The 23,887-nt window shown below is 67.4% G+C and carries 23 protein-coding genes; 12 read left to right on the top strand and 11 right to left on the bottom strand.

Features of this window, described 5'->3' with window-relative positions; translation table 11 throughout:
* Positions 1-27 precede the first annotated feature (27 nt).
* From FBZ88_RS24990 to hslV, 3 genes are all read right to left on the bottom strand, one after another.
* A complete protein-coding gene (locus FBZ88_RS24990; protein ID WP_145619771.1) occupies positions 28-246 on the bottom strand; it encodes a hypothetical protein in 219 nt (72 codons plus the stop codon).
* 338 nt (positions 247-584) lie between these two features.
* Positions 585-1,895 carry an ATP-dependent protease ATPase subunit HslU gene (hslU, locus tag FBZ88_RS24985; protein ID WP_088870496.1) on the bottom strand — a complete coding sequence of 437 codons (1,311 nt, stop codon included), beginning with the start codon at positions 1,893-1,895 and terminating at the stop codon, positions 585-587.
* An 8-nt stretch (positions 1,896-1,903) separates the two neighbouring features.
* Positions 1,904-2,464 carry an ATP-dependent protease subunit HslV gene (gene hslV / locus FBZ88_RS24980; RefSeq protein WP_145619770.1) on the bottom strand — a complete coding sequence of 187 codons (561 nt, stop codon included), beginning with the start codon at positions 2,462-2,464 and terminating at the stop codon, positions 1,904-1,906.
* Between the two features lie 139 nt (positions 2,465-2,603).
* On the opposite strand from hslV, the gene hisB reads away from it, so the two are divergent.
* The 8 genes from hisB (at position 2,604) to hmpA (ending at position 8,368) form a co-directional block, all read left to right on the top strand.
* The gene (gene hisB / locus FBZ88_RS24975) at positions 2,604-3,227 is read left to right on the top strand and encodes an imidazoleglycerol-phosphate dehydratase HisB (RefSeq protein WP_040849280.1); all 624 of its coding nucleotides are present in this window, start codon (positions 2,604-2,606) and stop codon (positions 3,225-3,227) included.
* 31 nt (positions 3,228-3,258) lie between these two features.
* A complete protein-coding gene (gene hisH, locus FBZ88_RS24970; RefSeq protein WP_145619769.1) occupies positions 3,259-3,924 on the top strand; it encodes an imidazole glycerol phosphate synthase subunit HisH in 666 nt (221 codons plus the stop codon).
* 53 nt (positions 3,925-3,977) lie between these two features.
* Entirely contained in the window at positions 3,978-4,571 is a 594-nt protein-coding gene (locus FBZ88_RS24965; RefSeq protein WP_145619768.1) for a GNAT family N-acetyltransferase, read from the top strand.
* Positions 4,572-4,579: 8 nt separating this feature from the next.
* Complete coding sequence (hisA, locus tag FBZ88_RS24960; RefSeq protein ID WP_088870493.1) at positions 4,580-5,320, top strand: 1-(5-phosphoribosyl)-5-[(5-phosphoribosylamino)methylideneamino]imidazole-4-carboxamide isomerase; 741 nt, start codon at positions 4,580-4,582, stop codon at positions 5,318-5,320.
* Complete coding sequence (gene hisF, locus FBZ88_RS24955; protein ID WP_145619767.1) at positions 5,320-6,081, top strand: imidazole glycerol phosphate synthase subunit HisF; 762 nt, start codon at positions 5,320-5,322, stop codon at positions 6,079-6,081. The genes hisA and hisF overlap by 1 nt, the downstream gene beginning before the upstream one ends.
* A gap of 4 nt (positions 6,082-6,085) precedes the next feature.
* Positions 6,086-6,430 (top strand): phosphoribosyl-ATP diphosphatase, encoded by a 345-nt coding sequence (locus FBZ88_RS24950; protein ID WP_145619766.1) that lies wholly within the window; start codon positions 6,086-6,088, stop codon positions 6,428-6,430.
* A gap of 126 nt (positions 6,431-6,556) precedes the next feature.
* Positions 6,557-6,919 carry a histidine triad nucleotide-binding protein gene (locus FBZ88_RS24945; protein ID WP_145619765.1) on the top strand — a complete coding sequence of 121 codons (363 nt, stop codon included), beginning with the start codon at positions 6,557-6,559 and terminating at the stop codon, positions 6,917-6,919.
* A 234-nt stretch (positions 6,920-7,153) separates the two neighbouring features.
* Complete coding sequence (hmpA, locus tag FBZ88_RS24940) at positions 7,154-8,368, top strand: NO-inducible flavohemoprotein (protein ID WP_145619764.1); 1,215 nt, start codon at positions 7,154-7,156, stop codon at positions 8,366-8,368.
* Between the two features lie 65 nt (positions 8,369-8,433).
* Here hmpA and FBZ88_RS24935 read toward each other — a convergent pair whose 3' ends face one another.
* From FBZ88_RS24935 to dnaK, 3 genes are all read right to left on the bottom strand, one after another.
* On the bottom strand, positions 8,434-9,015 hold the full coding sequence (locus tag FBZ88_RS24935; RefSeq protein ID WP_145619763.1) for an LOG family protein: 582 nt from the start codon (positions 9,013-9,015) through the stop codon (positions 8,434-8,436).
* 81 nt (positions 9,016-9,096) lie between these two features.
* Positions 9,097-10,239, bottom strand: a complete 1,143-nt coding sequence (gene dnaJ / locus FBZ88_RS24930) for a molecular chaperone DnaJ (RefSeq protein WP_088870487.1) — start codon at positions 10,237-10,239, stop codon at positions 9,097-9,099.
* Positions 10,240-10,382: 143 nt separating this feature from the next.
* A complete protein-coding gene (gene dnaK / locus FBZ88_RS24925; protein WP_004274039.1) occupies positions 10,383-12,302 on the bottom strand; it encodes a molecular chaperone DnaK in 1,920 nt (639 codons plus the stop codon).
* 681 nt (positions 12,303-12,983) lie between these two features.
* Between dnaK and FBZ88_RS24920 the strand changes: the two genes are divergently transcribed.
* Positions 12,984-13,190 carry a hypothetical protein gene (locus FBZ88_RS24920; RefSeq protein WP_145619762.1) on the top strand — a complete coding sequence of 69 codons (207 nt, stop codon included), beginning with the start codon at positions 12,984-12,986 and terminating at the stop codon, positions 13,188-13,190.
* 161 nt (positions 13,191-13,351) lie between these two features.
* Here FBZ88_RS24920 and FBZ88_RS24915 read toward each other — a convergent pair whose 3' ends face one another.
* The 3 genes from FBZ88_RS24915 to FBZ88_RS24905 form a co-directional block, all read right to left on the bottom strand.
* Positions 13,352-14,770, bottom strand: a complete 1,419-nt coding sequence (locus FBZ88_RS24915) for a hypothetical protein (protein ID WP_145619761.1) — start codon at positions 14,768-14,770, stop codon at positions 13,352-13,354.
* Between the two features lie 163 nt (positions 14,771-14,933).
* Positions 14,934-15,782: an ABC transporter permease gene (locus FBZ88_RS24910; protein ID WP_145619760.1), complete on the bottom strand. Its 849-nt coding sequence runs from the start codon at positions 15,780-15,782 to the stop codon at positions 14,934-14,936.
* 4 nt (positions 15,783-15,786) lie between these two features.
* Positions 15,787-16,626, bottom strand: coding sequence for an ABC transporter permease (locus FBZ88_RS24905; protein WP_246134384.1), 840 nt, complete (start codon positions 16,624-16,626; stop codon positions 15,787-15,789).
* Between the two features lie 157 nt (positions 16,627-16,783).
* Between FBZ88_RS24905 and FBZ88_RS24900 the strand changes: the two genes are divergently transcribed.
* Positions 16,784-17,392, top strand: coding sequence for a regulatory protein RecX (locus tag FBZ88_RS24900; RefSeq protein ID WP_145619759.1), 609 nt, complete (start codon positions 16,784-16,786; stop codon positions 17,390-17,392).
* A gap of 7 nt (positions 17,393-17,399) precedes the next feature.
* On the opposite strand, the gene FBZ88_RS24895 is transcribed toward FBZ88_RS24900, so the two are convergent.
* Complete coding sequence (locus FBZ88_RS24895) at positions 17,400-19,850, bottom strand: mechanosensitive ion channel domain-containing protein (RefSeq protein ID WP_246138848.1); 2,451 nt, start codon at positions 19,848-19,850, stop codon at positions 17,400-17,402.
* Between the two features lie 380 nt (positions 19,851-20,230).
* Here FBZ88_RS24895 and FBZ88_RS24890 point away from each other — a divergent pair, with 380 nt between their 5' ends.
* Both FBZ88_RS24890 and FBZ88_RS24885 read left to right on the top strand, forming a co-directional pair.
* Positions 20,231-20,953: a sulfite oxidase-like oxidoreductase gene (locus FBZ88_RS24890; protein WP_145619758.1), complete on the top strand. Its 723-nt coding sequence runs from the start codon at positions 20,231-20,233 to the stop codon at positions 20,951-20,953.
* A 111-nt stretch (positions 20,954-21,064) separates the two neighbouring features.
* Positions 21,065-21,586, top strand: coding sequence for a glutathione peroxidase (locus FBZ88_RS24885; RefSeq protein WP_145619757.1), 522 nt, complete (start codon positions 21,065-21,067; stop codon positions 21,584-21,586).
* A gap of 38 nt (positions 21,587-21,624) precedes the next feature.
* Here FBZ88_RS24885 and FBZ88_RS24880 read toward each other — a convergent pair whose 3' ends face one another.
* Positions 21,625-23,616 carry a sensor histidine kinase gene (locus FBZ88_RS24880; protein ID WP_246138847.1) on the bottom strand — a complete coding sequence of 664 codons (1,992 nt, stop codon included), beginning with the start codon at positions 23,614-23,616 and terminating at the stop codon, positions 21,625-21,627.
* Positions 23,617-23,887 lie beyond the last annotated feature (271 nt).

Raw genomic sequence — 23,887 nt, 5'->3', positions numbered from 1 at the left:
GGTGAACAACCAAACCTGTTTCAGGCGTTATTGTTCGACCGGGGCTCCTGACATCTGGGCCGGTACCTTGGCCGGGGCGGCGTTGCTTTCGCCCGAGGACGACCAAGCCGCCAACAGGATCATGCCCACGGCGGTCAACGCCAGCAGCAGCCAGCGACCAGCGCTCTTGTCGCCGGCGGTCTTATCCCTAGTCTTGATCTGTGGCAGTGGCAGGTCCGCCACCGTCTCCGTTGCATCGCCGTTCATCTTACCCCCGGATGTCATGTTCCTGGGTTGATCCTGTACGGGAACAATAAAGTTACCCGCAGGGGCCACGAAACCCCTCTTAAGGTATAAATAGTCTATCTTTTCATTAAAGAGAGTCTCTGTGTCATAGATCACACACTCGGAGACCAAGAGAAATTTAAGTCAAATGGTCTGTTAATGGATTAAAAGCGCCAAGACACCGTTGTCTGATCCAAGGAGCGCGGGCGCACCATCCATCCTGGGATGATTCCAGGCAGCCATCCCGCAACCGGCGATAAACCAAAAAAAGGGCGGGACCCGACGGCCCCGCCCCACCTCAACACGGCTGGCGCCAACGCCTACAGGATGAATTTGCTGAGGTCGGCGTTCTTGGCCAGGTCCGACACCTTTTCCCGCACATAGGCGGCATCGATGGCCACGGTGCTGCCGGCCTGGTCGGCGGCGGTGAAGCTGATCTCCTCCAGCAGGCGTTCCAGCACCGTGTGCAGGCGGCGGGCGCCGATGTTTTCCACCGTGCTGTTGATCTGCACCGCCAGGCGCGCCAGCTCGTCGATGGCGTCGTCGGTGAAGCTGAGGGCCACGTCCTCGGTCTTCAGCAGCGCCACGTACTGCTTGATCAGGCTGGCCTCCGGCTCCGTAAGGATACGGCGGAAATCTTCTTCGGTCAGGGGCTTCAGTTCCACGCGGATGGGCAGGCGGCCCTGCAGCTCGGGCAGCAGGTCCGACGGCTTGGCCACGTGGAAGGCGCCGGACGCGATGAACAGGATGTGGTCGGTCTTCACCGCGCCATGCTTGGTGTTGACCGTCGTGCCCTCGATCAGGGGCAGCAGGTCGCGCTGCACACCCTCGCGGCTGACGTCGCCGCCGCCCCGGTTTTCGGAACGGGCGGTGATCTTGTCGATCTCATCCAGGAAGACGATGCCGTTCTGCTCCACGGCGTGGATGGCTTCGGCCACCACCGTCTCGTTGTCCAGCAGCTTGTCGGACTCCTCGGCCATCAGCACGGTGTGGCTTTCGGATACGGTCATGCGGCGGGCCTTGGTGCGGCCGGCGAAGGCCTTGCCGAAGATGTCGCCCAGATTGATCATGCTCATGCTGCCGCCGGGCATGCCGGGGATGTCGAAGGCCGGGGCGGACGCGGCGTTGTCCTGCACCTGGATTTCGATCTCCTTGTCGTTCAGCTGCCCCTCGCGCAGCATCTTGCGGAACTTCTGCCGCGTCTCGGATGACGCCCCCTCGCCCACCAGGGCGTCCAGCACCCGCTCTTCGGCGCGCAGCTCGGCCTTGGCGGCCACTTCCTTGCGCAGGCGCTGGCGCGTGAGGGTGATGGCGATCTCCACCAGGTCGCGCACGATCTGTTCGACGTCGCGGCCGACATAGCCCACCTCGGTGAACTTGGTCGCCTCCACCTTCAGGAAGGGGGCCTGGGCCAGCTTGGCCAGGCGGCGCGCGATCTCGGTCTTGCCCACGCCGGTGGGCCCGATCATGAGGATGTTCTTGGGCAGAACCTCCTCCTTCAAGCCGTCGGGCAATTGCTGGCGGCGCCAGCGGTTGCGGAGCGCGATGGCCACGGCGCGCTTGGCGTCCTTCTGGCCGACGATGTAGCGGTCCAGTTCCGAGACGATTTCGCGGGGGGAGAACGAGGTCATCGCCGGGCTCACAGCTTTTCCAGGGTGATGTTGCGGTTGGTGTAGACACAGATGTCGGCGGCGATGCCCAACGCCTTGCGGGCGATGGCCTCCGCGTCCATATCCGGCAGGTCGATCAGGGCTCGGGCGGCCGCCAGGGCGTAGGCGCCGCCGGAGCCGATGCCGATGATGCCGTCCTCCGGCTCCAGCACGTCGCCGTTGCCGGTCAGGATCAGGCTGGCATGGCGGTCGGCCACCGCCATCATGGCCTCCAGCCGGCGCAGGTAGCGGTCGGTACGCCAGTCCTTGGCCAGTTCCACCGCCGCGCGGGTCAGCTGCCCCGGATACTGTTCCAGCTTGGCTTCCAGCCGTTCGAACAGGGTCATGGCGTCCGCCGTGGCCCCGGCGAAGCCGGCCATGACGCTGCCACCAGCCAGGGGGCGGACCTTGCGGGCGTTGGACTTCATCACCGTGTTGCCCACCGACACCTGGCCATCGCCGGCCACCACCACCTGCCCGTTCTTGCGGATGGAAAGGATGGTGGTGCCGTGCCACTGGATGGGGTCGTGGGTCTTGCCGTAGTCGGACATGGGAAGCGGTTCCGGTTGGAAACGGGAAATGGGATGAGGGCCCACGGTATGTGGGATGGCGATGATGCGGGTCAAGCCATGCGCCAGAGTCTATGCTCCGCCCCTTTCACGGTAACAGCCTTGCTGCTAAGTAGTGCTTATGGACAGGAACGAACCAGCAGGCGCCCGCAGCAGCACTGTGGAGCGCAAGACCAAGGAAACGCAGATCAGCGTGACCGTGGATCTCGACGGTACCGGCCGTTACGACGTGTCGACCGGCATCGGCTTCCTTGACCATATGCTGGAGCAGCTGTCGCGCCATTCGCTCATCGACCTGACGGTGCGCGCGGTGGGCGACCTGCACATCGATTTCCACCACACGACCGAGGATACCGGCATCGCCATCGGCGAGGCCGTGGCCAAGGCCCTGGGCGACCGGCGCGGCATCAACCGCTATGGCCACGCCTACATCCCCATGGATGAGACGCTGACCCGCGCGGCCATAGACCTGTCCAACCGGCCCTACCTGATCTGGAAGGTGCATTTCACCCGCGACAAGCTGGGCGAGATGGATACGGAACTGTTCAAGGAATGGTTCCAGGCCTTCGCCTTCGCCGCCGGTGCCACCCTGCACATGGAAAACCTGTACGGGGAGAACAACCACCACATCGTGGAGAGTTGTTACAAGGCCCTGGCCCGGGCCCTGCGCGCCGCCATCGAGATCGACCCGCGCAAGGCCGATGCCGTGCCCTCCACCAAGGGTGTGCTGGGCGGTTCGCTCTGATCCTTTCTTTCCGTCACAGGGTCCGCCTCTCATGACCGCGACCTCTTCCGCCTCCGTGGCGCTTATCGACTACGGCTCCGGCAACCTGCGCTCCGCCGCCAAGGCCGTGGAGCGGGCGGCGCAGGAGGCGGGGCGCCATGGGCTGGCCGTCACCGTCACCGCCGACCCGGACGCCATCGCCCGGGCGGACCGCGTCATCCTGCCGGGCGTGGGCGCCTTCGCCGATTGCATGGGCGGCCTGCTGGCCGTGGACGGGCTCAAGGATGCGCTGGAAGAGGCGGTGATCCGCCGCGGCCAGCCGTTCCTGGGCATTTGCGTCGGCATGCAGCTGATGGCGCGCGAGGGTCGCGAACATGGCGTGCACCCTGGCCTGGGCTGGATCGATGCGGTGGTGGAACGATTGGCCCCGGCCAACCCCGCCCTGAAAATCCCGCACATGGGCTGGAACGAGCTGGTGCCGGACCAGCCGGACCACCCCCTGCTGGCCAGCATCGAAGCCGGATCCCATGTCTATTTCGTCCATTCCTACGGCCTGAAGGTGGGTGACCCCGCCTTGCTGAAGGCCCATGCCGACTACGCCGGATCCATTCCCGCCCTGGTGGGCCGCGACAACCTGGCGGGCACCCAGTTCCATCCGGAGAAAAGCCAGGCCACGGGCCTGAAGCTGATCGCCAATTTCCTGGCCTGGACACCCTGATCACCCCCTGTTCCACGCGTCATCGTTCCCGCCGCCACGCTTCGAGGTTCCCCATGACCGGTGCGCATCAGCCGGCCGCCCCCAGCGCCCAGATCACCGTGGAGGTGGTGGAACGCATCCGCCCCGGCGATATGGACGACCTGTGCGACGCCGCCGACCTGGCCATCCGCGATGGTGGCGGCTTCGGCTGGGTGACGCCGCCCATGCGGGAGGCCATGGAACGCTACTGGAAGGGCGTGATGGTCGTGCCGGAGCGCACCTTGCTGGTGGGCCGCCTGGACGGGGTCATCGCCGGATCGGCCCAGCTGGTGCGCCCCACCCGCAACAATGAGGCGCAGAGCTTCGCCTGCACCCTGACCACCAGCTTCGTCGCCCCGTGGGGGCGCGGCCATGGCCTGGCCCGGGCGCTGACCCTGGCGGTGGAGGAGGAGGCGCGCAAGGCCGGCTTCCGCATCCTGAACCTGGACGTGCGCGCCACCCAGGGTGCCGCCATCGCGCTGTACCGCGCCTTGGGCTACATCGAATGGGGCCACCATCCCCACTATGCGCGGGTGGACGGGCGGGATATCCCGGGCCTGTTCTTCTACAAGGATCTGACGGAATCCAGCCGGCAGGAAGACCGGCCCCAAGACATCAAGCGGGATTAGGGCGAACCATGATCATTTATCCGGCCATCGACCTTAAGGACGGCGCCTGCGTGCGCCTGGTGCGCGGCGACATGGACCAGGCCACGGTGTTCAACACCGACCCGGCCGACCAGGCGGCGCGCTTCGCGGCGCAGGGCTTCGAGTGGCTGCATCTGGTCGACCTGAACGGCGCCTTCGCCGGCCGGCCGGTCAACGGCGACGCCGTGGCCGCCATCCTGAACCGGGTGAAGCTGCCGGTGCAGCTGGGCGGCGGCATCCGCGACATCGCCACCATCGAGGATTGGCTGAAGCGCGGGGTGGAGCGGGTGATCCTGGGCACCATCGCCGTGCGCGACCCCGAGCTGGTGAAGCAGGCCTGCCGCCTGTTCCCCGGCCGCGTGGCCGTGGGCATCGATGCCCGCGACGGCCGCGTGGCGGTGGAGGGCTGGGCCGAGGCGTCCGACATCACGGCCCTGGATCTGGCGCTGAAGTTCGAGGACGCCGGCGTGGCCGCCATCATCTACACCGACATCGACCGGGATGGCGCCCTGGGCGGGGTGAACGTGGAGGCGACGGCCGACCTGGCCTCGCACCTCACCACGCCGGTCATCGCCTCGGGCGGGGTGTCCAGCATCGCCGACCTGGCGGCACTGAAGCGGCAGGAGGACACGGGCATCACCGGCGTCATCTGCGGCCGCGCCCTGTATGACGGGCGCATCGACCCCGTGGCGGCGCTGGGCCTGCTGAACCGCCCCAGGGAGATGCTGTGATGCTGAAACGCCGCATCATTCCCTGCCTGGACGTGAAGGACGGGCGCGTGGTCAAGGGCGTCAACTTCGTCGATCTGGTGGACGCCGGCGATCCCGTCGAGCAGGCGCGCCTGTATGACGCAGCCGGCGCCGACGAGCTGACCTTTCTGGACATCACCGCCAGCCATGAAGGCCGCGACACCATCTTCGACGTCGTGCGCCGCACGGCGGAACAGGTGTTCATGCCCCTGACGGTGGGCGGCGGCGTGCGCACGGTGGAGGACATCCGCAAGCTGCTGCTGGCCGGTGCCGACAAGGTGTCGATCAACAGCGCCGCCGTCAGCCGGCCCGAATTCGTGCGTGAGGCGGCGCAGAAGTTCGGTGCCCAGTGCGTGGTGGTGGGCATCGACGCCAAGCGCGACGCCAGTGGACGTTGGGGCGTCTACACCCACGGCGGCCGCAAGGAGACGGGGCTGGACGCGGTGGAATGGGCCCAGCGCATGGCGGAGTATGGGGCCGGCGAAATCCTGCTGACCTCCATGGACCGCGACGGCACCAAGAGCGGGTTCGACCTGGAACTGACGCGGGCCGTGGCCGATGCCGTGCCCGTGCCGGTGATCGCCTCGGGCGGGGTCGGCACACTCGACCATCTGGTGGACGGCGTCACCCAGGGCCATGCCTCGGCCGTTCTGGCCGCCAGCATCTTCCACTTCGGCACCTATTCCATCGCCCAGGCCAAGGCCCACATGGCCGCCGCCGGCATTCCCATGCGCGGGGTGTGATGCCATGGCAGCCAAGACCAAGAGCGACCCGCTGGCCAGCCTCCTGAAGGATCTGTACGCCACCATCCTGGCCCGCAAGGGCGCCGACCCCGAAACCTCGCACACCGCCCGGCTGTTCAGCCGCGGCACTGCCAAGATCGCCCAGAAGGTGGGCGAGGAAGCGGTGGAAGCGGTGATCGAGGCCATGCGCGGCGACCGCGACAAGCTGGCTTCGGAGTCCGCCGACCTGCTCTATCATCTGCTGGTGCTGTGGGCCGATGCCGGGCTGACGCCGGACGACATCTATGCCGTGCTGGCCGCTCGCCAGGGCATCAGCGGCATCGAGGAAAAGAAGAACCGCAAGGCGTAACACGCCATAAAACTGGGCTATATCGGGCTTGGCGACCGCCAGCCTAGCAGTGAGCACCGAAGGGCGGAGCGAGGATAAGCCAAGGCCACGGGCGTGGCCGCCCGGCGCTTGAGGGAGAAACCAAAGATGTCCTATGACACGAACAATATCTTCGCCCGCATCCTGCGCGGCGAAATCCCGTGCAAGAAGGCCTATGAGGACGACCATGTCCTGGCTTTCCACGACATCCACCCTCAGGCCCCCACCCACATCCTGGTGATTCCGAAGGGGGCTTACGTCAGCGCCGCCGATTTCGGCGCCCAGGCCAGCGACGCCGAGATCGCCGCCTTCACCCGCGCCGTGTCGCGCATTGCCGCTGAGGCGGGGGTGGAAGGCTCGGGCTATCGCCTGATCTCCAACCACGGCCCCGACAGTCACCAGGAAGTGCCGCACTACCACGTCCACATCCTGGGTGGACGGCCGCTGGGCCGGCTGGTGACGCCGCCGTAATCCCTTCCCGCCCGATGACGGTGAAGGCCGCCGGAAGCGATCCGGCGGCCTTTTTCATGTCCGCCCGCGCCGTGTCAGGCCGATGCCTTTCGCTCGCGCAAAAAGATGTGTTTGACATGCATCAATATCGCTGGCAGGAATTCATTCATCGAGAATGAATGATTTAGGCACCCTGCCGGCTCACTACCCTTGACTGGGTGAGGCAGCCGCCCTTCCCCCAGACAGGAGCACGACATGCCGAAGCCGCTTAGCCCGGAAACCATCGCCCTGATCAAGGCCACGGTGCCGCTGCTGGCCGAACACGGCCCCACCATCACTAAGGCCATGTACCGCCGCCTGTTCCAGGACGACCACATCCGCGCCCTGTTCAACCACGCCAACCAGGGCGAGGACGGCGCCCAGGTGCACGCCCTGGCCGGCGCCATCCTGGCCTATGCCCGCAACATCGAGAACCTGAGCGCTCTGACGCCAGTGGTGGAGCGCATCGCCCATAAGCATGTCGGCTATCACATCCTGCCGGAGCACTACCCCTATGTGGCGACGGCCCTGCTGGCCGCCATCAAGGAGGTGTTGGGCGACGCCGCGACCGACGCCGTGCTGAACGCCTGGGGGGAGGCCTATTGGTTCCTGGCAGAGGTGCTGAAGGCCCGCGAGTCCGTGCTGCGCGACGGGATCGAGTCGCAACAGGGCGGCTGGACCGGCTGGCGCAAGTTCACCGTGGCCGACAAGATGCGGGAAAGCGGCGTCATCACCTCCTTCATCCTGCGGCCGGCCGATGGCGGCGTCGTGCCGCGCCACAAGCCGGGGCAGTACCTGACCTTCCGCTTCCCGCTGGCGGACGGTACCGAGGTGAAGCGCAACTACTCCATCTCCTGCGCCCCGCAAGACGGGCAGTACCGCATCTCGGTGAAGCGGGAGGCCAACGGCAACGGCGGCTCGCGCTACCTGCACGACCATGTCCAGGTGGGCGACATCATTGAGGCGACGCCGCCGGCCGGCGACTTCTACCTGGATGAGGCGCCGACGCGGCCCGTCATCCTGTTGTCGGGCGGCGTGGGCCTGACCCCCATGGTCAGCATGGTGGAGGAGATCGCGGCCAGGCACCCGGGCCTGGAAACCCACTACATCCACGGCGCGCTGAACGGCACCACCCATGCCATGGACGCCCATGTCCGGGCCCTCGCCACCCAGCATCCCACCATCAAGGTCGCCACCTTCTACAGCGACCCGCACCCGCAAGACCGGCTGGGTGTCACCCACGACGGCGAAGGCTTCATCAGCATCGACTGGCTGCGGGAGAACACGCCCCTGCACCAGTCAGACATCTACCTGTGCGGGCCCAAGCCCTTCCTGCGCGCCTATCTCAGCGGCCTGGCCCTGGCCGGCGTCGCCGCCGACCGCGTCCACTACGAGTTCTTCGGCCCGGCCGACGATCTGATCGCCGCCTGACGTCGCGGATAAGGAAAAGGCCGCCGGAGTCATTTCCCGGCGGCCTTATTCTTTCCCGTGTCCTGTCAGCGCTCGTCCGCCTTGATCCATTTGGTCACGGCCGGGGGCTCATAGCCGCGCAGCTTATCCAGGAGATCCTCGGCCGTGTCGGCTGTCACCAGCATGTCGCGGTGGTTCTGCTTCATGAAGCCAGAGGCCACCACGCCATCCAGGAAGGTGGTCAGGCCGTCGTAGAAGCCGGCGACGTTATAGATGGCGCAGGGCTTCTGATGGTGGCCCAACTGGGCCCAGGTCCAGACCTCGAACAACTCCTCGAAGGTGCCGATGCCGCCGGGCAGGGCGATGAAGCCGTCCGACAGCTCCGCCATCAGCGCCTTGCGCTCGTGCATGGAGGCGACGACGCGCAGGTCGGTCAGGCCGGCGTGGGCGATTTCCTTCTTCTTCAGCGATTCCGGGATGACGCCGATCACCTGGCCGCCCGCCTCCAGGACGGCATCGGCCACGGCCCCCATGAGGCCGACGGAGGCGCCACCGTAGACCAGGCCGATGCCGGCGCCGGCCAAGGCCCGGCCCAGGCCGCGCGCGGCCTCAAGATGGCGAGGGTCGAAGCCGGGGCTGGAGCCGCAGAAAACGCACAGACGCTGCATGATCTTCCCCAAAAGAAAACGCCGGCGCGTCACCCCCAAAGACTGGGACGGAGGCGGCGCACCGGCGCGATTCAGCAACCCTTATTCCTTCAGGTCGGCCCACAGCTCCTTCACCTTGGCGAAGAAGCCTTCCGATTCGGGGTGGGTACCGCCCTTCTCTTCCCCGGCCTTCTCGAACTCGCGCATCAGCTCCTGCTGGCGCTTGGTCAGGTTGACCGGGGTCTCGACCAAGGCCGTCACATACATATCGCCGCGCTGGGTGCTGCGCAGGACGCTCATGCCCTTGCCCTTCAGGCGGAACTGGTGCCCGCTCTGCGTGCCCGGCGGAATGGAGACACGGGCGCGGCTGCCATCGATGGTCGGCACCTCGACCGTGCCGCCCAGGGCCGCCGTGGTCATGGGGATGGGCACCCGGCACTGGATGTTGGCGCCGTCGCGGATGAACAGCGCGTGCGGGGCGATCGCCAGGAAGATGTACAGGTCGCCCGGGGGCGCCCCACGGGCCCCGGCCTCGCCCTCGCCCGTCAGGCGGATGCGGGTGCCGTCCTCGACACCGGCCGGGATGTTGACCTGCAGGGTCTTTTCCTTGCGCACGCGGCCATGGCCGCCGCAGTTGCGGCAGGGATCCTTGATGACGCGGCCGGCGCCGGCGCAGGCCGGGCAGGTGCGCTCGATGGTGAAGAAGCCCTGCTGCGCCCGCACCTTGCCGGCGCCGTTGCAGGTGGGGCAGGTGACCGGCTGCGTGCCCGACTCGGCACCGGTGCCGTTGCAGACGTCGCAGGCGACGGAGGTCGGCACGCGCACGTTCGTGGAGGTGCCCTTGAAGGCGTCCTCCAGCGAGATTTCCAGATTGTAGCGCAGGTCGCTGCCACGGCCCGGGCCCTGCCCGCCGCCCCGGCGGCCGCCCATGAAATCGCCGAACATCTCTTCGAAGATGTCCGCGAAGCCGCTGCCGAAATCGAAGCCGCCGGCGCCGCCACCGGCCCGGCCGCCGCCGTTCTCGAAGGCGGCATGGCCGAAGCGGTCGTAGGCCGCCCGCTTCTGCTCGTCCTTCAGGACCTCGTACGCTTCGCTGACTTCCTTGAATTTCTGCTCGGCCGCCTTGTCACCCTGATTGCGATCGGGGTGATACTGCATGGCCAGCTTGCGATACGCTTTTTTCAGGTCGTCGGCCGAGGCGGTCTTCGCCACGCCCAGAAGTTCGTAATAATCCTGCTTCGCCATGTTTGGCCCTAAGCCCTTTCAGGGAATTGCCGGAACCCGGGCCCCACCAGGCCCCTGATGGGGCTCAGGCCCGCCCCCCGGATTTCACCGGAGAACGGGCCCGATACCTAGTCAGTCATTGCCCGGGTCGTCTTAAGAAAGACTTAGGCGGACTTCTTTTTGTCTTCGTCGACTTCCTCGAAGTCAGCATCGACAACCTTTTCCGACCCTTCGCCATGGGCGGCGCCGTGGTCTTCACCACCGGCGGCCGAGGCGTCCTGGCCGGACTTGTACAGCTCTTCACCCAGCTTCATGGAGACCTGGGCCAGGGCTTCGGTCTTGGCCTTGATATCGGCCGCGTCCTCGCCCTCCAGCGCCGTCTTCAGCTCGGCGATGGCCTTCTCGGCGGCGGCCTTCTCGGCGGCCGGCAGCTTCTCCGCGTTCTCCTTCAGCGTACGCTCGGTGGAGTGCATCAGGCCGTCGGCCTGGTTGCGGGCTTCCACCAGTTCCTTACGCTTCTTGTCGTCGGCGGCATGGCTCTCGGCTTCCTTGACCATGCGCTGGATGTCGGCGTCCGACAGGCCGCCGGAGGCCTGGATGCGGATCACCTGCTCCTTGCCGGTGGCCTTGTCCTTGGCCTGGACGTTGACGATGCCGTTGGCGTCGATGTCGAAGGTGACCTCGATCTGCGGCACGCCGCGCGGGGCGGACGGGATGCCGACCAGGTCGAACTGGCCCAGCATCTTGTTGTCCGCCGCCATCTCGCGCTCACCCTGGAAGACGCGGATGGTGACGGCCGTCTGGTTGTCCTCAGCCGTGGAGAAGGTCTGGCTCTTCTTGGTCGGGATCGTGGTGTTGCGGTCGATCAGGCGGGTGAACACGCCGCCCAGGGTTTCGATGCCCAGGGACAGCGGGGTCACGTCCAGCAGCAGGACGTCCTTCACCTCACCCTTCAGCACGGCGCCCTGGATGGCGGCGCCGACGGCCACCACCTCGTCCGGGTTCACGCCGCGGTGCGGCTCGCGGCCGAAGAACTGCTTCACCGTCTCGATGATCTTGGGCATGCGGGTCATGCCGCCGACCAGGATCACCTCGTCGATCTCGCTGGCCTTCAGGCCGGCGTCCTTCAGGGCCGCCTTGCAGGGCTCGACCGTGCGGGCCACCAGATCCTCGACCAGGGCTTCCAGCTTGGCGCGGGTCAGCTTGACGTTCAGGTGCTTCGGACCAGTCTGGTCCGCGGTGATGAACGGCAGGTTGACTTCCGTCTGCATGGCGGAAGACAGCTCGATCTTGGCCTTCTCGGCCGCTTCCTTCAGACGCTGCAGGGCCAGACGGTCCTTGCGGAGATCGATGCCGTTCTCCTTCTTAAACTCGTCGGCCAGATAGTCGATGATGCGGGCGTCGAAGTCCTCGCCACCCAGGAAGGTGTCGCCGTTGGTGGACTTCACCTCGAACACGCCGTCGCCGATTTCCAGCACGGAGACGTCGAAGGTGCCGCCGCCCAGGTCGTAGACCGCGACGATGCCGGAGCCCTTCTTCTCCATGCCGTAGGCCAGCGCCGCGGCCGTGGGCTCGTTGATGATGCGCAGCACTTCAAGACCGGCGATGCGGCCGGCGTCCTTGGTCGCCTGGCGCTGGCTGTCGTTGAAGTAGGCGGGCACGGTGATGACGGCCTGGGTCACCTTTTCGCCGAGGTAGTTCTCGGCCGTTTCCTTCATCTTCTGCAGGATGAAGGCGGACACCTGGCTGGGGCTGTACTTTTCGCCGTGGGCCTCGACCCAGGCGTCACCGTTGTCGCCCGAAATGATCTTGTAGGGCACCAGGCCCTTGTCCTTCTGGGTCAGCGGGTCGTCGTAACGGCGGCCGATCAGGCGCTTGATCGCGAACAGCGTGTTCTCGGGGTTGGTCACCGCCTGGCGCTTCGCCGGCTGGCCGACCAGGCGTTCCCCGCCCTGGGTGAAAGCGGTCATGGACGGCGTGGTGCGCGCGCCCTCGACGTTCTCGATCACCTTGGCCGACGTGCCTTCCATGACGGCCACGCAGGAATTGGTGGTGCCGAGATCGATACCGATGACTTTGCTCATAATTCTAACCCTTCCAATGTGGCAGACGCGCGACGGCCCTTCCGGCACCGGAGCGGTCCCCCTGTTAAAACGGGACACGTTCAACACGATCATGGCGCGGCACCCGGTGGCACCCGTCATGGCACGGCCCTCCCCATCCTGAAACGGGAGCGACCGCATCGCCACGCAGATATAGGCAGGGCGGCGCCCGGCTGCAACCGGCTTTGCGGCGCCAAGCCCCGCTAAAAGCGCCCACTCCACCCCTGGCATATGTCCCGCTATTCCATAGCGCGTACCCGGCATCGTCCGCCGCCTCGCCAGCCCTGGGGGTGGTGTTGGGCTCCCCCCACCACCGCTTGGCGCGGGAAGGTCGGCTGGCGGCTAACCGATTTTCCACCCATCAAGTTACAATTTGTCAGAAATTGACGACGCCAAGTGAATGTCGTGTGAATACCGACGTAATCCACCGGATATGGAATTAACATGGGATTAACGAGCCGATTTACAGCCGGTTATTGCTGCAAAATTATAACTTATTGCCTTGCACAACCAGATTGGCACGGCGCGAGGCAGGATGGTGTATCGCTAGTTGAGATTTTATTCTTCCTGTTGACTTGGCGCCCCAGATCTGTGCTGTAATTACTTCAGGGGTCGCTTGGACCCCCGGGCGAGGGGTCGCCCGCATCCTTGGGGCACAAAGTCATGACCGACACGCGCCGCACTACCGCCATCGCCATCAAGCATTGCCTCGACAATCTGGCGCTGGACGCCCGCCGCAATAACATGGGGGAACTGGTCCACCTCCTGGGCCTGGCCTCCCTGGCCGCGGAAGACGCCGCCAAGGCCGCGGACAGCCGCACCATGGGCCTGCAATCCCTGCTGGACCGCACCCCCCAGGGGCGCTGCTGACAGAACGCTGCTGACAGGGTCATAAGCCCCCTCTGTGAACGGGGCGGGGCGGATGGATCACGCATGAAACGGATGACCGGAACGACGGCCGTACGAGCCGCCTTTCGGGTTCATCCGTTTTTTTGGCAGAGTTTTAAAGAATGGGACGCTGACGCGCCGCCTCAGTTCTTGGCGGGGTCGTCGCCCTTGCGGCGGCGATAGCCGTCATCTTCTTCGTCCGAGTCGAGGGGACCATCCCCGTCCTCGTCGAAGTCATCCTCGTCATCCAGCAGGGCGTCGCCCTCATCCCAGCTGCCGGCATTCCAGCCGCCGGCGGGCCAATCCGGCGCCATGCCGGACGGCAGGCCGTCGTCACCGTTGCCGGAGGCGTCCCCGACGGGCAGCGATTCATAGCCGCCGATCTGGGCGCGGCGGATTTCCCGTTCCAGCATGGCCACGGCGTCCACCGCCAGGGGCGAGCCTTGCAGCCCCTCGGGCAGGCCGTAGGAGAAAACGGCCAGGGTCGCCCGCCCGCCCACCACGGCGCCGCGCAGCCACAAGTGGCAGCGCCGGCGGCGCCCATCCTCCACCGCCGTATGGGTGAAGCGGGCCAGCACCTCGTCATCCGCCAGGGTGTCGACGCTGCCCATGCCCACCTGCCCGTCCGGCCCATCGGCGAACTGAGCGGCGATACGCTGCAGCAGAACGGCGGGGGGCAGGCCGTCACCTTCCTCCGATGTGATGGCTTCCCAGTCCAGGCCGGCGGCGAGCGCCGATTCCAGGGCGGACTCCGGCTCCATGTCGTCGGGCGGCGGATAATCGTGCACCACGACCCGCAGGATCTCGTCAGCCTCGGCGTCGTCCGGGCGGCGGAAGTGGCTGGTCTCGGGCCCGCCCAGGTCGTCCTCATCCTCGTCGCTGCTCCGCCAATCCCAGGGAAGGCGGAAGCGCAGGACGTCGGCGTGCACGATGTTGCGCATGGTGACGGCGCTGACGGGGCCCTGGTCGGCGGGTCCGAACTCCATGCGGCCGATCTCGTCACCCAGGCGATCCAGCAGGGCACCGAGGCCGGGCACCCAAAATTCCTCGCCCGGCACATACAGTTGCAGGGTGGCGACGCGCACACGGTCGGGTGGACGGAAGTCCGCCATCTTCCACACGAAGATCTGCGCCTCGGGAACGCGGGCACCGGCGCCCAGCGCCGCCGTGACGGCGGCGGCCTGCTCCGGCGTCTGGCCCGGCTGCGGCGGTGCCGGCAAGGCGGCGCAATAGGCGATCCAGCGGCGGTCGCCCGATGCCATGGCGGTCACGCCCGGCGGCAGCAGATGGTCGCGGTCCAGGTACTGCAACGCGTCTTCGGCATCCACGCCGTATTCGTTGGCGTAGGTGGTGACGGACACCAGGAGGTCCAGCGGGTGACCGCCCACGGGGCGCCCGTCGGTGGCCGCCCACAACACCGGCGACTGCAGGGCCAGGCCGCCGTCGTCACGGTAGACGCGGGTCCAGGTCGCGGGCAGGCAAATGCGCACGGCCCCGCCATGCACGGCCATCCACTGCCAGTCGCCGCTGGCGAGGTCTATGTCCAAAGTCCGCTGTCCCATGGCGCGGCACTCTAGGCAAGCCGGCCCGCCGTTGCAAACCCTCCGCCAGCAGGCCAGCCAGTACAGTTGCGCCCCCAGCACATGGCTGGAGCGGTGGATTCCGCTAAAATCCCCGCCGCGCCAAGGACATGCAGGTCCCAGGCCCGTGTTGTGGTGGGGACCATCAATTCCGCAGGCGGTAGCCGCGATGCAGCAGGGTGCCGGCAATGGCCAGCAGCGCGACGTTCACGGCCACCAGCACCAGGACGGCCAGCGCCGCCTGGTCCTGACCCTGTCCCAGGAAGCCGATGCGCACGCCGTCGATGGCGTAGTAGATGGGATTGGCCTGGACGATGGCGCGCAGCACCCCCGGCATGCCCGCCACCGGCGCGAACAGGCCGGACAGGAAGATCAGGGGCGTGAAGACGAAGGTCATGGCCGCCGACAGATGGTCCCACTTCACACTGATGAGGCCGGTCAGCACGCCGAAGGTGGCCATCATGGACGAGCCCAGCACCACGAACAGCAGCACCAACCCGGGATCGGCCATGGGCGCCTGCCAGAAGATGAGGAACCCCACCCACACGGCGGCCCCGCTGGCCACGCCGGCGGCCATGGCGGAGAGGACATAGGCGGCCAGCATCTCGGCCGCGCCCACCGGTGCCATCAGTTGATCCAGGATGGCGCCCTCCATCTTCGCATAAAGGATGGAGAAGGAAGGGATCTGCACCGACTGGGTCAGCAGGGACAGGGTAACCAGGCCAGGCACCAGAAAAGCCAGGATGGCGTCGCCCTCGGGCGTGCCGCGCTTGTCGCCCAGGCCGAAGGCGAAGACGGTGAAGTAAAGGGCGGCGGACAGGCCGGGCGCCACCAGGAACAGCATCGCCAGCTTGCGCAGGCGTTTGATCTCCCGCCCCAGCAGGGTCAGGAAGCCCAGGGTGTTGAAACGGCCGTGGTACCGGCGGCGGTCGGGCCGGTAAGCCCCGGCCGGTAACGGCGTTTCGGCACCCACCCCGTCCACCGGCATGTCCATGGCGTCAGGCCTTCAGCTTGTAGCCGGTGGAAACCATGCGCAGCGCCACCAGCCAGAGGACCAGGTTGATGCCCAGCATCACGGCGATGCCGGTCCCCAGCGTGCCGTCGGTGCGGCCGATGAAGCCGTAGCGGAACCCGTCGATGAAATAGAAGAAGGGGTTCACATGGGCCACGGTGTGGAAGAAGCGCGGCGCGCTGTCCAGCGTGTAGAAGGTGCCGGACAGAAAGGACAGGGGCGTGATCACGAAGTTGGTGATGGCCGCCATGTGGTCGAACTTATCCGCCCAGATGCCGCCGATGAGGCCCAGCAGCGACAGCAGCATGGAGGCCATCACGGCATGGAACAGGACGTAGAAGGGCGCGTGGAGGCCCAGCGGCACCACCAGCTGGATGACGATCCAGGTAACGAGGCCCACCATCAGCCCACGCACGATGCCGCCGGTGACGAAGGCGGACACGAACTCGAACGGCGACAGGGGCGGCATCAACACATCGACGATGTTGCCCTGGACCTTGGATACCAGCACGGAGGATGAGGTGTTGGCGAAGGCGTTCTGCGCCATGCCCATCATGATCAGGCCCGGACCCAGGAAGCGCAGGAAGGGCACGTCGCCCACCATGCGCACCACGCCGCCCAACGCCAGGGCGAACACGGAATAGAACAGCAGCGTCGTCACCACCGGCGCGGCGATGGTCTGCACCCAGACCTTCAGGAAGCGCCGTATCTCCCGCTTCGTCAGGGTGGTGAAGCCCACCCAGTTGATGGCGCCCAGGGCCCGGGGGGCCGGGACGGGCGTCGCGGCGGCGATGCCGGACAAAGGGGACTGCTGCAGCATGGTCATGGATTTAAGGCGCCCGTGCGGAAGGGTCCGGGGATGTGCCCCCGGCAAGGCTGGGCCCGACCTTAACGCCACGCCCCCTATCCGGCAATATGAGCGGCGTCACAGGGGCCGGCACAACGATGGCGTGAGGGCGTTCCCCGGCGCTACCATGGCCGGCATGACCGACGATCTTTTCGACCCGCCCGCCCGCCCTGCCGCTCGCCAGCCCGCCCAGCGCCGGGGCCCGAGGCGGGTCAGCGCCGCCTATCTGGAGCGCGCCGCCCTGCATTACCTGGAGCGCTTCGCCGCCTCCACCGCCGCGCTGCGCCGCGTGCTGATGCGCAAGGTGGACATGTCGGCGGCCGCCCACGGCACGGACCGGGCGCAAGGGGCGGAGTGGGTGGAGGCGCTGATTTCCCGATACCAGCAGAGCGGCCTGCTGAACGACCGTGTCTATGCCGAGGGCCGCGTGGCCAGCCTGCACCGCCGGGGTGGATCCACCCGCACCATCCGCCAGAAGATGGCAGCCAAGGGCGTGGACGCCGATCTGGTCGACGCCGCCCTGGGCGAACTCGCCCGTGAGCTGGGCGATGCCGAGGAAGGCTCGACCGACCTGCGTGCCGCCCATGCCTACGCCCGCCGCCGCCGGCTGGGCCCCTTCCGCCCCGAGGCGGAGCGTGAGGCCAGGCGCGACAAGGACCTGGCCACCCTGGCCCGCGCCGGTTTCGATTTCGACACCGCCGCACGCATCGTGGACGCGGCCGATCCGGACGAAATCCTCAGGTGACGCCCCCTCAAACCGGGAAGGGGATGCCCTCGGCGTCGAAGCGCAGCTTCAGGCGACGGTTGAACTCGCGGCCCACGGCCAGCTGGCGGCGGGGACGGGTCTTGATGCGGAACTTGATCTTCACCGCCTTCTCCGCGAATTCGCTGACGCCCAGGATTTCCAGGGGCGCCAGGATACCCGGGCCGAACAGACTGTCGCTTTGCAGTTCCTCGCCAATCTCGGTCATGATCTGGGTGGCCCGGTTCAGGTCGGTGGCGTAGGCGATGCCGAAATCGGCGGTGAAGTAGCTGTAGTCCTTGGTCAGGTTGGAGATGCCGGTGACGGCGCTGAACGGCACGGTATGGACGGCGCCGCTGTCGTCGCGCAGGCGGATGGTGCGGATGGTCAGTCCCTCCACCGTGCCGGTGTAGCCGGCCAGTGTCACGGAATCGCCGACGGAGATCGTATCCTCGAACAGGATGAACAGGCCGGTGATGACGTCCTTCACCAGGGACTGGGAGCCGAAGCCTACGGCGACGCCGAGGAAACCGACACCGGCCAGCAGCGGGGCGATGTTGACCCCGATCTCCGCCAGCACGGTCAGCCCCACCATGACCAGCAGCATCACCAGCACGACGTTGCGCACCAGGGGCAGCAGGGTACGGATGCGGGGACTACGCTCCACCAGGCGGCCGTGGCGGTCGGTGGTGTTGAGGTAGCGTTCAATGCCGCCGCTGACCAGTTCCCACACGATCAGCGCGAAGATGACCATGAGGACAATGGTGAGGAGGGAGGCGCTGGCCCGCTGGCCGAAGGGCGTGCTGAGCCAGCCGAAACTGTCCACGCCCCAGGCCTGCAGCACGGTCAGCAATCCCACCAGCCACACCACCACCTTGGCGCCCCGGTGCAGGATGGGCAGATAACGGTTGGCGCGGGATTCCAGCAGCGGGTACTGGCGCTTCAAATCATCCGGGATGGCGAAGCCGCGCCGGATCAGGCGGTCTATCCCCTCCATCAGGAGGCGGGCCACGATCAGGGTGACGACGCTGATCAGGGTGGCGCGGGAAACGAAGCCGAAGCCGCCCTTCACCTCCAGCGCCCAGATGCCGTAGATGGCTACCAGATAGACGATGGCCAGGATGTGCCAGACCTCCGCCAGGCGGCGCCGGACCAGGCCCCAGGCGGTCGGCGCTGGCGGAGGGGCGGCGACCATGGGACTGTCGCCGGAGATTTCGGCCGCCAGTTGCGCCTCAAGCGCGCCGTCATCATGCGGGTCTTCCGGCAGCAGGGGGTCCCGCCCCCGGATCCAGTCCGCCACGCTCTGCCGGTTCTGCAGCACCAGGATCACCAGCATGATGCCGACGATCAGGCCCACCACCTTCAGTAGGGCCATGTAGGGGCGATAGGGCAGGCCCAGCTGATAGGCCACCTGCGCCACGAAGTAGCCGTAGACGGCGGTCAGGGCGATACGGCGCACCCAGATGTAGATGTAATGCGCCGTCTCATCGCCCACGGGGAGCAAGCGTAGGGAGGGGGCACCCGGCGACAGCAGGAAACGGGCCGCCAGGGTCGCGCCCTGCACCAGCAAGCTGGACACGATGATGCCCAGCGCCGCCGTGGAGGCGGGCTTGGGCGGGTGGGTCAGGGTCTGCACGCCATAGGCCGCCAAGGCGAAGGCCACCATGGGCACGATGTCCAGCAGGGTGCGGGTCAGCAGCAGGCCCAGGCGAACGCCCCAGTTCCGGGGCTGGCGATGTTCCAGACCCCGGCGCGGGCGCGCCAATAGCCAGAAGGTCGCCAGACGGGCGACATAGCCGGCGACGACCACCAGCAGGACTTCACCCAGCAGGATGCCCCACTGCACGCGCAGGCGGGGATCGGACATCTGACGGTCCAGCCAGCGATAGGCCTTGGGCAGGTCCAGCAAGGCCTGGCCGGCGGCCGCGATCTCCTCGCTGAATTCCTCGATGCGGTCGGACAAGGCGTCCAGCACGCGGGCGCCCAGCATCTCCACTTCCGACTCCTGCGCCGGTGCGGCCGGGGCGGCGGCGGCAGGGGCGGCGGGGGTCGCAACCGGGGCGGGGGCTGGGACCGGGGCGGAGGTGGCGCTGGGGTTCGCGTCGGCCAGCAGCTTCAGCTGGGCGATCAGGGCGTCGCGGCGCTGGGGGTCCTGCAAGGTCTGCAGCAGAGCCGCCGCCTGGGAGGAGGCGGCCGGCGGGGAAACGGGCACCGGCACCGGCACGGGAACGGCCACCGGCTCCTTGGCCGCTTCCCCTCGCGGGGTCTGCACGTCATCCCGCGCTTTCCCATTCGCGTCCCCACCCGCATCCGACGGCTGCTGATCGGGCGGTGGCTGGTCGGCCTGGGCCAAGTCGGGCGAGGATGGGTCGGGCGAGGATGGGTCGGGCGAGGACGGATCGGCGGGCGCGGCCGCGGGTGCGCCCTGCGCCCGGGCGGGCGGCATCGCGGGCGACAGCATCAGGGACGCCAGAAGCGCCAGGGAAACGGCAAAAAGGGCTTTCCGCATCATCCGCAACAATCGGGTGGGTCTATGAGGGGCCAAGGATCAAGGGGCCAGGGATCAAGGAAAGGGCCGAACGTTAACCTTAAAGGGTAGGGCTGCCAACGGGCGGGCGGGGGATGTTGCCGTAAAGCATAGGTCCCGAAGCACAGTTCCCGGCAAAATCGCCGCTGCGTGGTAGGCAGGCGGGGCAGGGCGCACTATCCTTAAGATTGTGGCGGCGGCGCGGCATGTGGACCCGGCGCCCGCGATTTGACACAACATTTCCCCGTGATTCTCCCGCGGGCACCTGGCCAATTCCCGGCCACCCCCGGCTGATTATGTGAGTAACCCGGCGCATGGCCACGGACAGTCCCGACGACACCATACCGGATGCCGCCCTGGGCGCCGATGACCAGAAGACCCCTGAGAGCAAGCTGGTGGCGACCAAGCGCGCCTGGGCGCGGGAGGGCCGGCTGCTGACCGGCGCGCAGGCCGACCCGGACCGGGCCCGACCTGCGGCGGCCCGCCCGCGCCTGCCGCCGGGACAGCGCCTGGTGACCAACTGGCCGGTGCTGGACCTGGGCATCCTGCCGGAGGTGGGCACCGACGACTGGACCCTGACGGTGGACGGGCTGGTGGACCATCCCTTCACCTGGAGGTGGGCGGATTTCCAGGATCAGCCGGCGTTCAGCGACACGTCCGACATCCACTGCGTCACGTCCTGGTCGCGCTATGACAACCAGTGGCAGGGCGTTTCCGCCGGCCACGTCGTGGCGCTGGCCCGGCCCCAGGCGGATGCGGCCCACGTCCTGCTGCACAGCTATGACGGCTACACCACCAATCTCAGCCTGGCGGCGTTCAGCGCGGCCGATGTGCTGCTGGCCACCACCTGGCAGGGCCAGCCCCTGACGCGGGAACATGGCGGGCCGGTGCGGCTGGTGGTGCCCCAGGCCTATTTCTGGAAGTCGGCCAAGTGGCTGCGCCGCATTCAGTTCGTCAACGACGACACGCCAGGGTTTTGGGAAGTGCGGGGGTACCATAACGAGGGCGATCCCTGGACCGAACAGCGGTACGGTTGAGACCTGTAGATGAGCCAGAACAGTTTTCCCCGCATGGCCCCCCGCGCGGCCGATCGCACAGCCTCTTTCGCGCCGCCCCCGCGCGCCCCTTCCAATTCCCAGGTCAGGCCCATGGAGCAAACGAGGACGCGGGAACGGCTGAACGCCCACAGCTTCACCTTTCCCAGCCTGACCGGCGATGGAACCATACAGCTGGGGGCCTTCAAGGGCCGACCGGTGCTGGTGGTGAACACGGCGTCGGCCTGCGGCTACACCCCGCAATATGCCGAGTTGCAGACGCTGTGGACCCGCCTGCGCGGCCGGGGCCTGGTGGTGGTGGGCGTGCCGTCCAACGACTTCGGCGGACAGGAGCCCGGCAGCCCGGCGGAGATCGCACAGTTCTGCGCCACCACCTACGGCGTGGATTTCCCCCTGACGGCCAAGCAGACCGTGATCGGCCCCAACGCCCACCCCTTTTTCCAGTGGGTGGTCAGCAGCGTGGGGGAAGGGGCGGGCCGGCCGCGCTGGAACTTCCAGAAGCACCTGATCACGCCCGACGGGCGGCTGGCGGAAATCTGGCCATCCCCCGTGCGGCCCATGGCCGACGTGGTGCTGGAAAGCATTCTCGGTCTGTTGAACAAAGCCGGGCTCTGAGCGCTACCTCCCCTCGCCGGTACGGGTACCGGTGATGGTCAGTTCGCCGCGGCCACCAGCCCGATGTCCGGCCACACCCTGTCGGCGGGCATGACGACGCGGGCGATGGTGCCGGTGCCGGGCTCGCTCTCGATCTCCAGCTTGCCGCCGTGCAGTTCCACCAGGGCGCGCACCAGGGGCAGACCCAGGCCGGCGCCGCCGGCAGTGCGGGTCAGCGGGTTCTCGATCTGGCGGAAGGGTTCCAGGGCGCGGCCGATGTCTTCCGCCCGCATGCCGATGCCCGTGTCGGCCACGGTGATGACCAGGCGGCCGTCGCCATCGACCACGGCGCCCAGGGTGACGGTGCCGCCCTTCAGCGTGAACTTCACGGCGTTGGCCAGCAGGTTGGACAGCAACTGCTTCAGCGCCACCTCGTCCGCGCGCAGGCGGGGCAGGAAGTCGGCGTAGTCGGTCTGCAAGTGGATGCCGCCGCGGATGGCCCGTTCCTTCACCACCCGCAGGCAGGAGGCGAAGACGCGCGGCAGGTCCACCATGTGCTCGTTCAGCTCACGCTTTCCGGCCTCGATCTTGGACAGGTCCAGGATGTCGTTGATCAGGTCCAGCAGCATGCGGCCGCTGTCGTGGATGTCCTTGGCGTATTCGGCGTAGGCGGGGTTGTCGATGGGGCCCAGCGACTGGCTGCCGATGATCTCGGAAAAACCGATGATGGCGTTCAGGGGCGTTCGCAGCTCATGGCTCATGTTGGCCAGGAACTCGGTCTTGGAGCGACTGGCGAATTCCGATTGTTCCTTGGCCAGGCGCAGCGCCACCTCGGCCCGGCGGCGGTCGGTGATGTCGTCGGCCGTGCCCTGGATGGCGTAGGCGCGGCCGGCGCCGTCCAGCAGCACCCGGGCGGACAGGGACGCCCAGAGGGCGCTGCCGTCCCGGCGGCGGATCTCGGCCGCGAAATCCTGGATGGCGCCACGATCCATGACCTCCTGGGGAAATTCCACCCGGGGGCGCGGATCGACGAACAGCTGCGTCCAGGCGTCGGTCAAGGTGGTCGCCAAGTCCTCTTCCGAGGCATAGCCCAGCATGCGCACCAGGGCGGGGTTGGCCGACAGGATGGCGCCCCCGACGGTGATGGTGAACATGCCCTCCACCGCGTTCTCATAGATGTCGCGGTACTTGCGCTCGCTGGCATGCAGCACGGCGTTGGCCTGTTCCAGGCTGTCCATCAGCACGGTGCGGTCATGGGCGCGGCGGCGGCTGACCATCAGCACCAGGCTGACGCCGAGGGTCAGCGCGAAGCCGAAGACCAGCACGGCCTCCACCTCCCACGACTGGCGGGCCAGACCGGCTACCAGGTCGCCCGTCATGTCCAACCACCACACCCCATCGCCGATGGACAGGGCTCGGCTGAATTCGGAGGTGGCGGTGGCGGCATGCCCCGTCTGGACGAAGGCGGCCTCGCCCCCGCGCGACCGCAGGCTGAGCCGGGTCCATAGGGCAGGATCGGCCTGCCCCTCCATGCGCAGGGTCAGCAGGTCGCGCAGGTCGATGCGGGCCACCAGCGCCATCCCGCCACTGGGCCCGCCACTGGGCCCGCCGCTGGGCGCCGGCCCGGATGTGGACCGCGCCAGCAACAGGTTGGCGCCGTCGGCGCTCAGGCGCACGGTGACGCCCTCGGGCGAAAGCGGGAGGTCGGCCATGTCCGCGGGTGCGATTTCGGCCCCCATGGGGCCGGTCCGCAGCAGGCGGCCGCCCGGCCCCACCCAGGACACGGCCCGGATCTCGGGCCGGAGGTCGATCAGCAGGGCCACCTGGCGGTCGAATTCCGCCGGGGAGGGGTTGGCGGTCAGGAAATCGCCCTCCGCGCCTAAGGTGGCGGCGATGCGGTCCAGACGTTGCTGCACATGGCGGCTGCGGGCGTCGGCCTCATCCGCCAGCCGGGCCTGGGCCACGCCCGACAGCATGGAATGGACGTAGAACGCGGCCAGGACAGTCAGGACAATACCGGAGAGGGCGGCCAAAATCGGGCCGCGGGTCATAAAAAAGACGGCCGGGCGGCGGCGCCGCGCGGTCTCCAACACCGACATCCTGGCAATACCTTTCCGCTTCCCCTTGGGGCCACATCCCCTGCGTCCCCTGGGCGCCCCCTTGCGGCTTCGCAAGCGCGCAGGATAAACCCATTCCTAACCCCAAAGATACAACGGCGGGTTAACATCCTGTCAGAAAGTGTAGGATGGCGTGGGAAAGGCGGCGATGGAAAGGGCGACACGAAACCCCCGCCGCCGCTATATCTGACTGTCCCGCAACCGA

Source organism: Nitrospirillum bahiense, from assembly GCF_007828025.1.
GTDB classification, from domain to species: Bacteria; Pseudomonadota; Alphaproteobacteria; order Azospirillales; family Azospirillaceae; genus Nitrospirillum; species Nitrospirillum amazonense.
This window is presented reverse-complemented; position numbering and strand designations above follow the sequence as displayed.

Excerpts from the sequence above, each read along its gene's own strand:
- FBZ88_RS24880 (WP_246138847.1), bottom strand. The coding sequence starts at position 23,616 with ATGACCCGCGGCCCGATTTTGGCCGCCCTCTCCGGTATTGTCCTGACT.
- FBZ88_RS24895 (WP_246138848.1), bottom strand. The coding sequence starts at position 19,850 with ATGCTGTCGCCCGCGATGCCGCCCGCCCGGGCGCAGGGCGCACCCGCG.
- FBZ88_RS24915 (WP_145619761.1), bottom strand. The coding sequence starts at position 14,770 with ATGGGACAGCGGACTTTGGACATAGACCTCGCCAGCGGCGACTGGCAG.
- hslU (WP_088870496.1), bottom strand. The coding sequence starts at position 1,895 with ATGACCTCGTTCTCCCCCCGCGAAATCGTCTCGGAACTGGACCGCTAC.
- hslV (WP_145619770.1), bottom strand. The coding sequence starts at position 2,464 with ATGTCCGACTACGGCAAGACCCACGACCCCATCCAGTGGCACGGCACC.
- FBZ88_RS24920 (WP_145619762.1), top strand. The coding sequence starts at position 12,984 with ATGACCGACACGCGCCGCACTACCGCCATCGCCATCAAGCATTGCCTC.
- dnaK (WP_004274039.1), bottom strand. The coding sequence starts at position 12,302 with ATGAGCAAAGTCATCGGTATCGATCTCGGCACCACCAATTCCTGCGTG.
- hisH (WP_145619769.1), top strand. The coding sequence starts at position 3,259 with ATGACCGCGACCTCTTCCGCCTCCGTGGCGCTTATCGACTACGGCTCC.
- hisF (WP_145619767.1), top strand. The coding sequence starts at position 5,320 with ATGCTGAAACGCCGCATCATTCCCTGCCTGGACGTGAAGGACGGGCGC.
- hisB (WP_040849280.1), top strand. The coding sequence starts at position 2,604 with ATGGACAGGAACGAACCAGCAGGCGCCCGCAGCAGCACTGTGGAGCGC.
- FBZ88_RS24935 (WP_145619763.1), bottom strand. The coding sequence starts at position 9,015 with ATGCAGCGTCTGTGCGTTTTCTGCGGCTCCAGCCCCGGCTTCGACCCT.
- FBZ88_RS24890 (WP_145619758.1), top strand. The coding sequence starts at position 20,231 with ATGGCCACGGACAGTCCCGACGACACCATACCGGATGCCGCCCTGGGC.
- hisA (WP_088870493.1), top strand. The coding sequence starts at position 4,580 with ATGATCATTTATCCGGCCATCGACCTTAAGGACGGCGCCTGCGTGCGC.
- FBZ88_RS24950 (WP_145619766.1), top strand. The coding sequence starts at position 6,086 with ATGGCAGCCAAGACCAAGAGCGACCCGCTGGCCAGCCTCCTGAAGGAT.
- FBZ88_RS24910 (WP_145619760.1), bottom strand. The coding sequence starts at position 15,782 with ATGGACATGCCGGTGGACGGGGTGGGTGCCGAAACGCCGTTACCGGCC.
- FBZ88_RS24885 (WP_145619757.1), top strand. The coding sequence starts at position 21,065 with ATGGAGCAAACGAGGACGCGGGAACGGCTGAACGCCCACAGCTTCACC.
- dnaJ (WP_088870487.1), bottom strand. The coding sequence starts at position 10,239 with ATGGCGAAGCAGGATTATTACGAACTTCTGGGCGTGGCGAAGACCGCC.
- FBZ88_RS24900 (WP_145619759.1), top strand. The coding sequence starts at position 16,784 with ATGACCGACGATCTTTTCGACCCGCCCGCCCGCCCTGCCGCTCGCCAG.
- FBZ88_RS24990 (WP_145619771.1), bottom strand. The coding sequence starts at position 246 with ATGAACGGCGATGCAACGGAGACGGTGGCGGACCTGCCACTGCCACAG.
- FBZ88_RS24965 (WP_145619768.1), top strand. The coding sequence starts at position 3,978 with ATGACCGGTGCGCATCAGCCGGCCGCCCCCAGCGCCCAGATCACCGTG.
- FBZ88_RS24905 (WP_246134384.1), bottom strand. The coding sequence starts at position 16,626 with ATGACCATGCTGCAGCAGTCCCCTTTGTCCGGCATCGCCGCCGCGACG.
- FBZ88_RS24945 (WP_145619765.1), top strand. The coding sequence starts at position 6,557 with ATGTCCTATGACACGAACAATATCTTCGCCCGCATCCTGCGCGGCGAA.
- hmpA (WP_145619764.1), top strand. The coding sequence starts at position 7,154 with ATGCCGAAGCCGCTTAGCCCGGAAACCATCGCCCTGATCAAGGCCACG.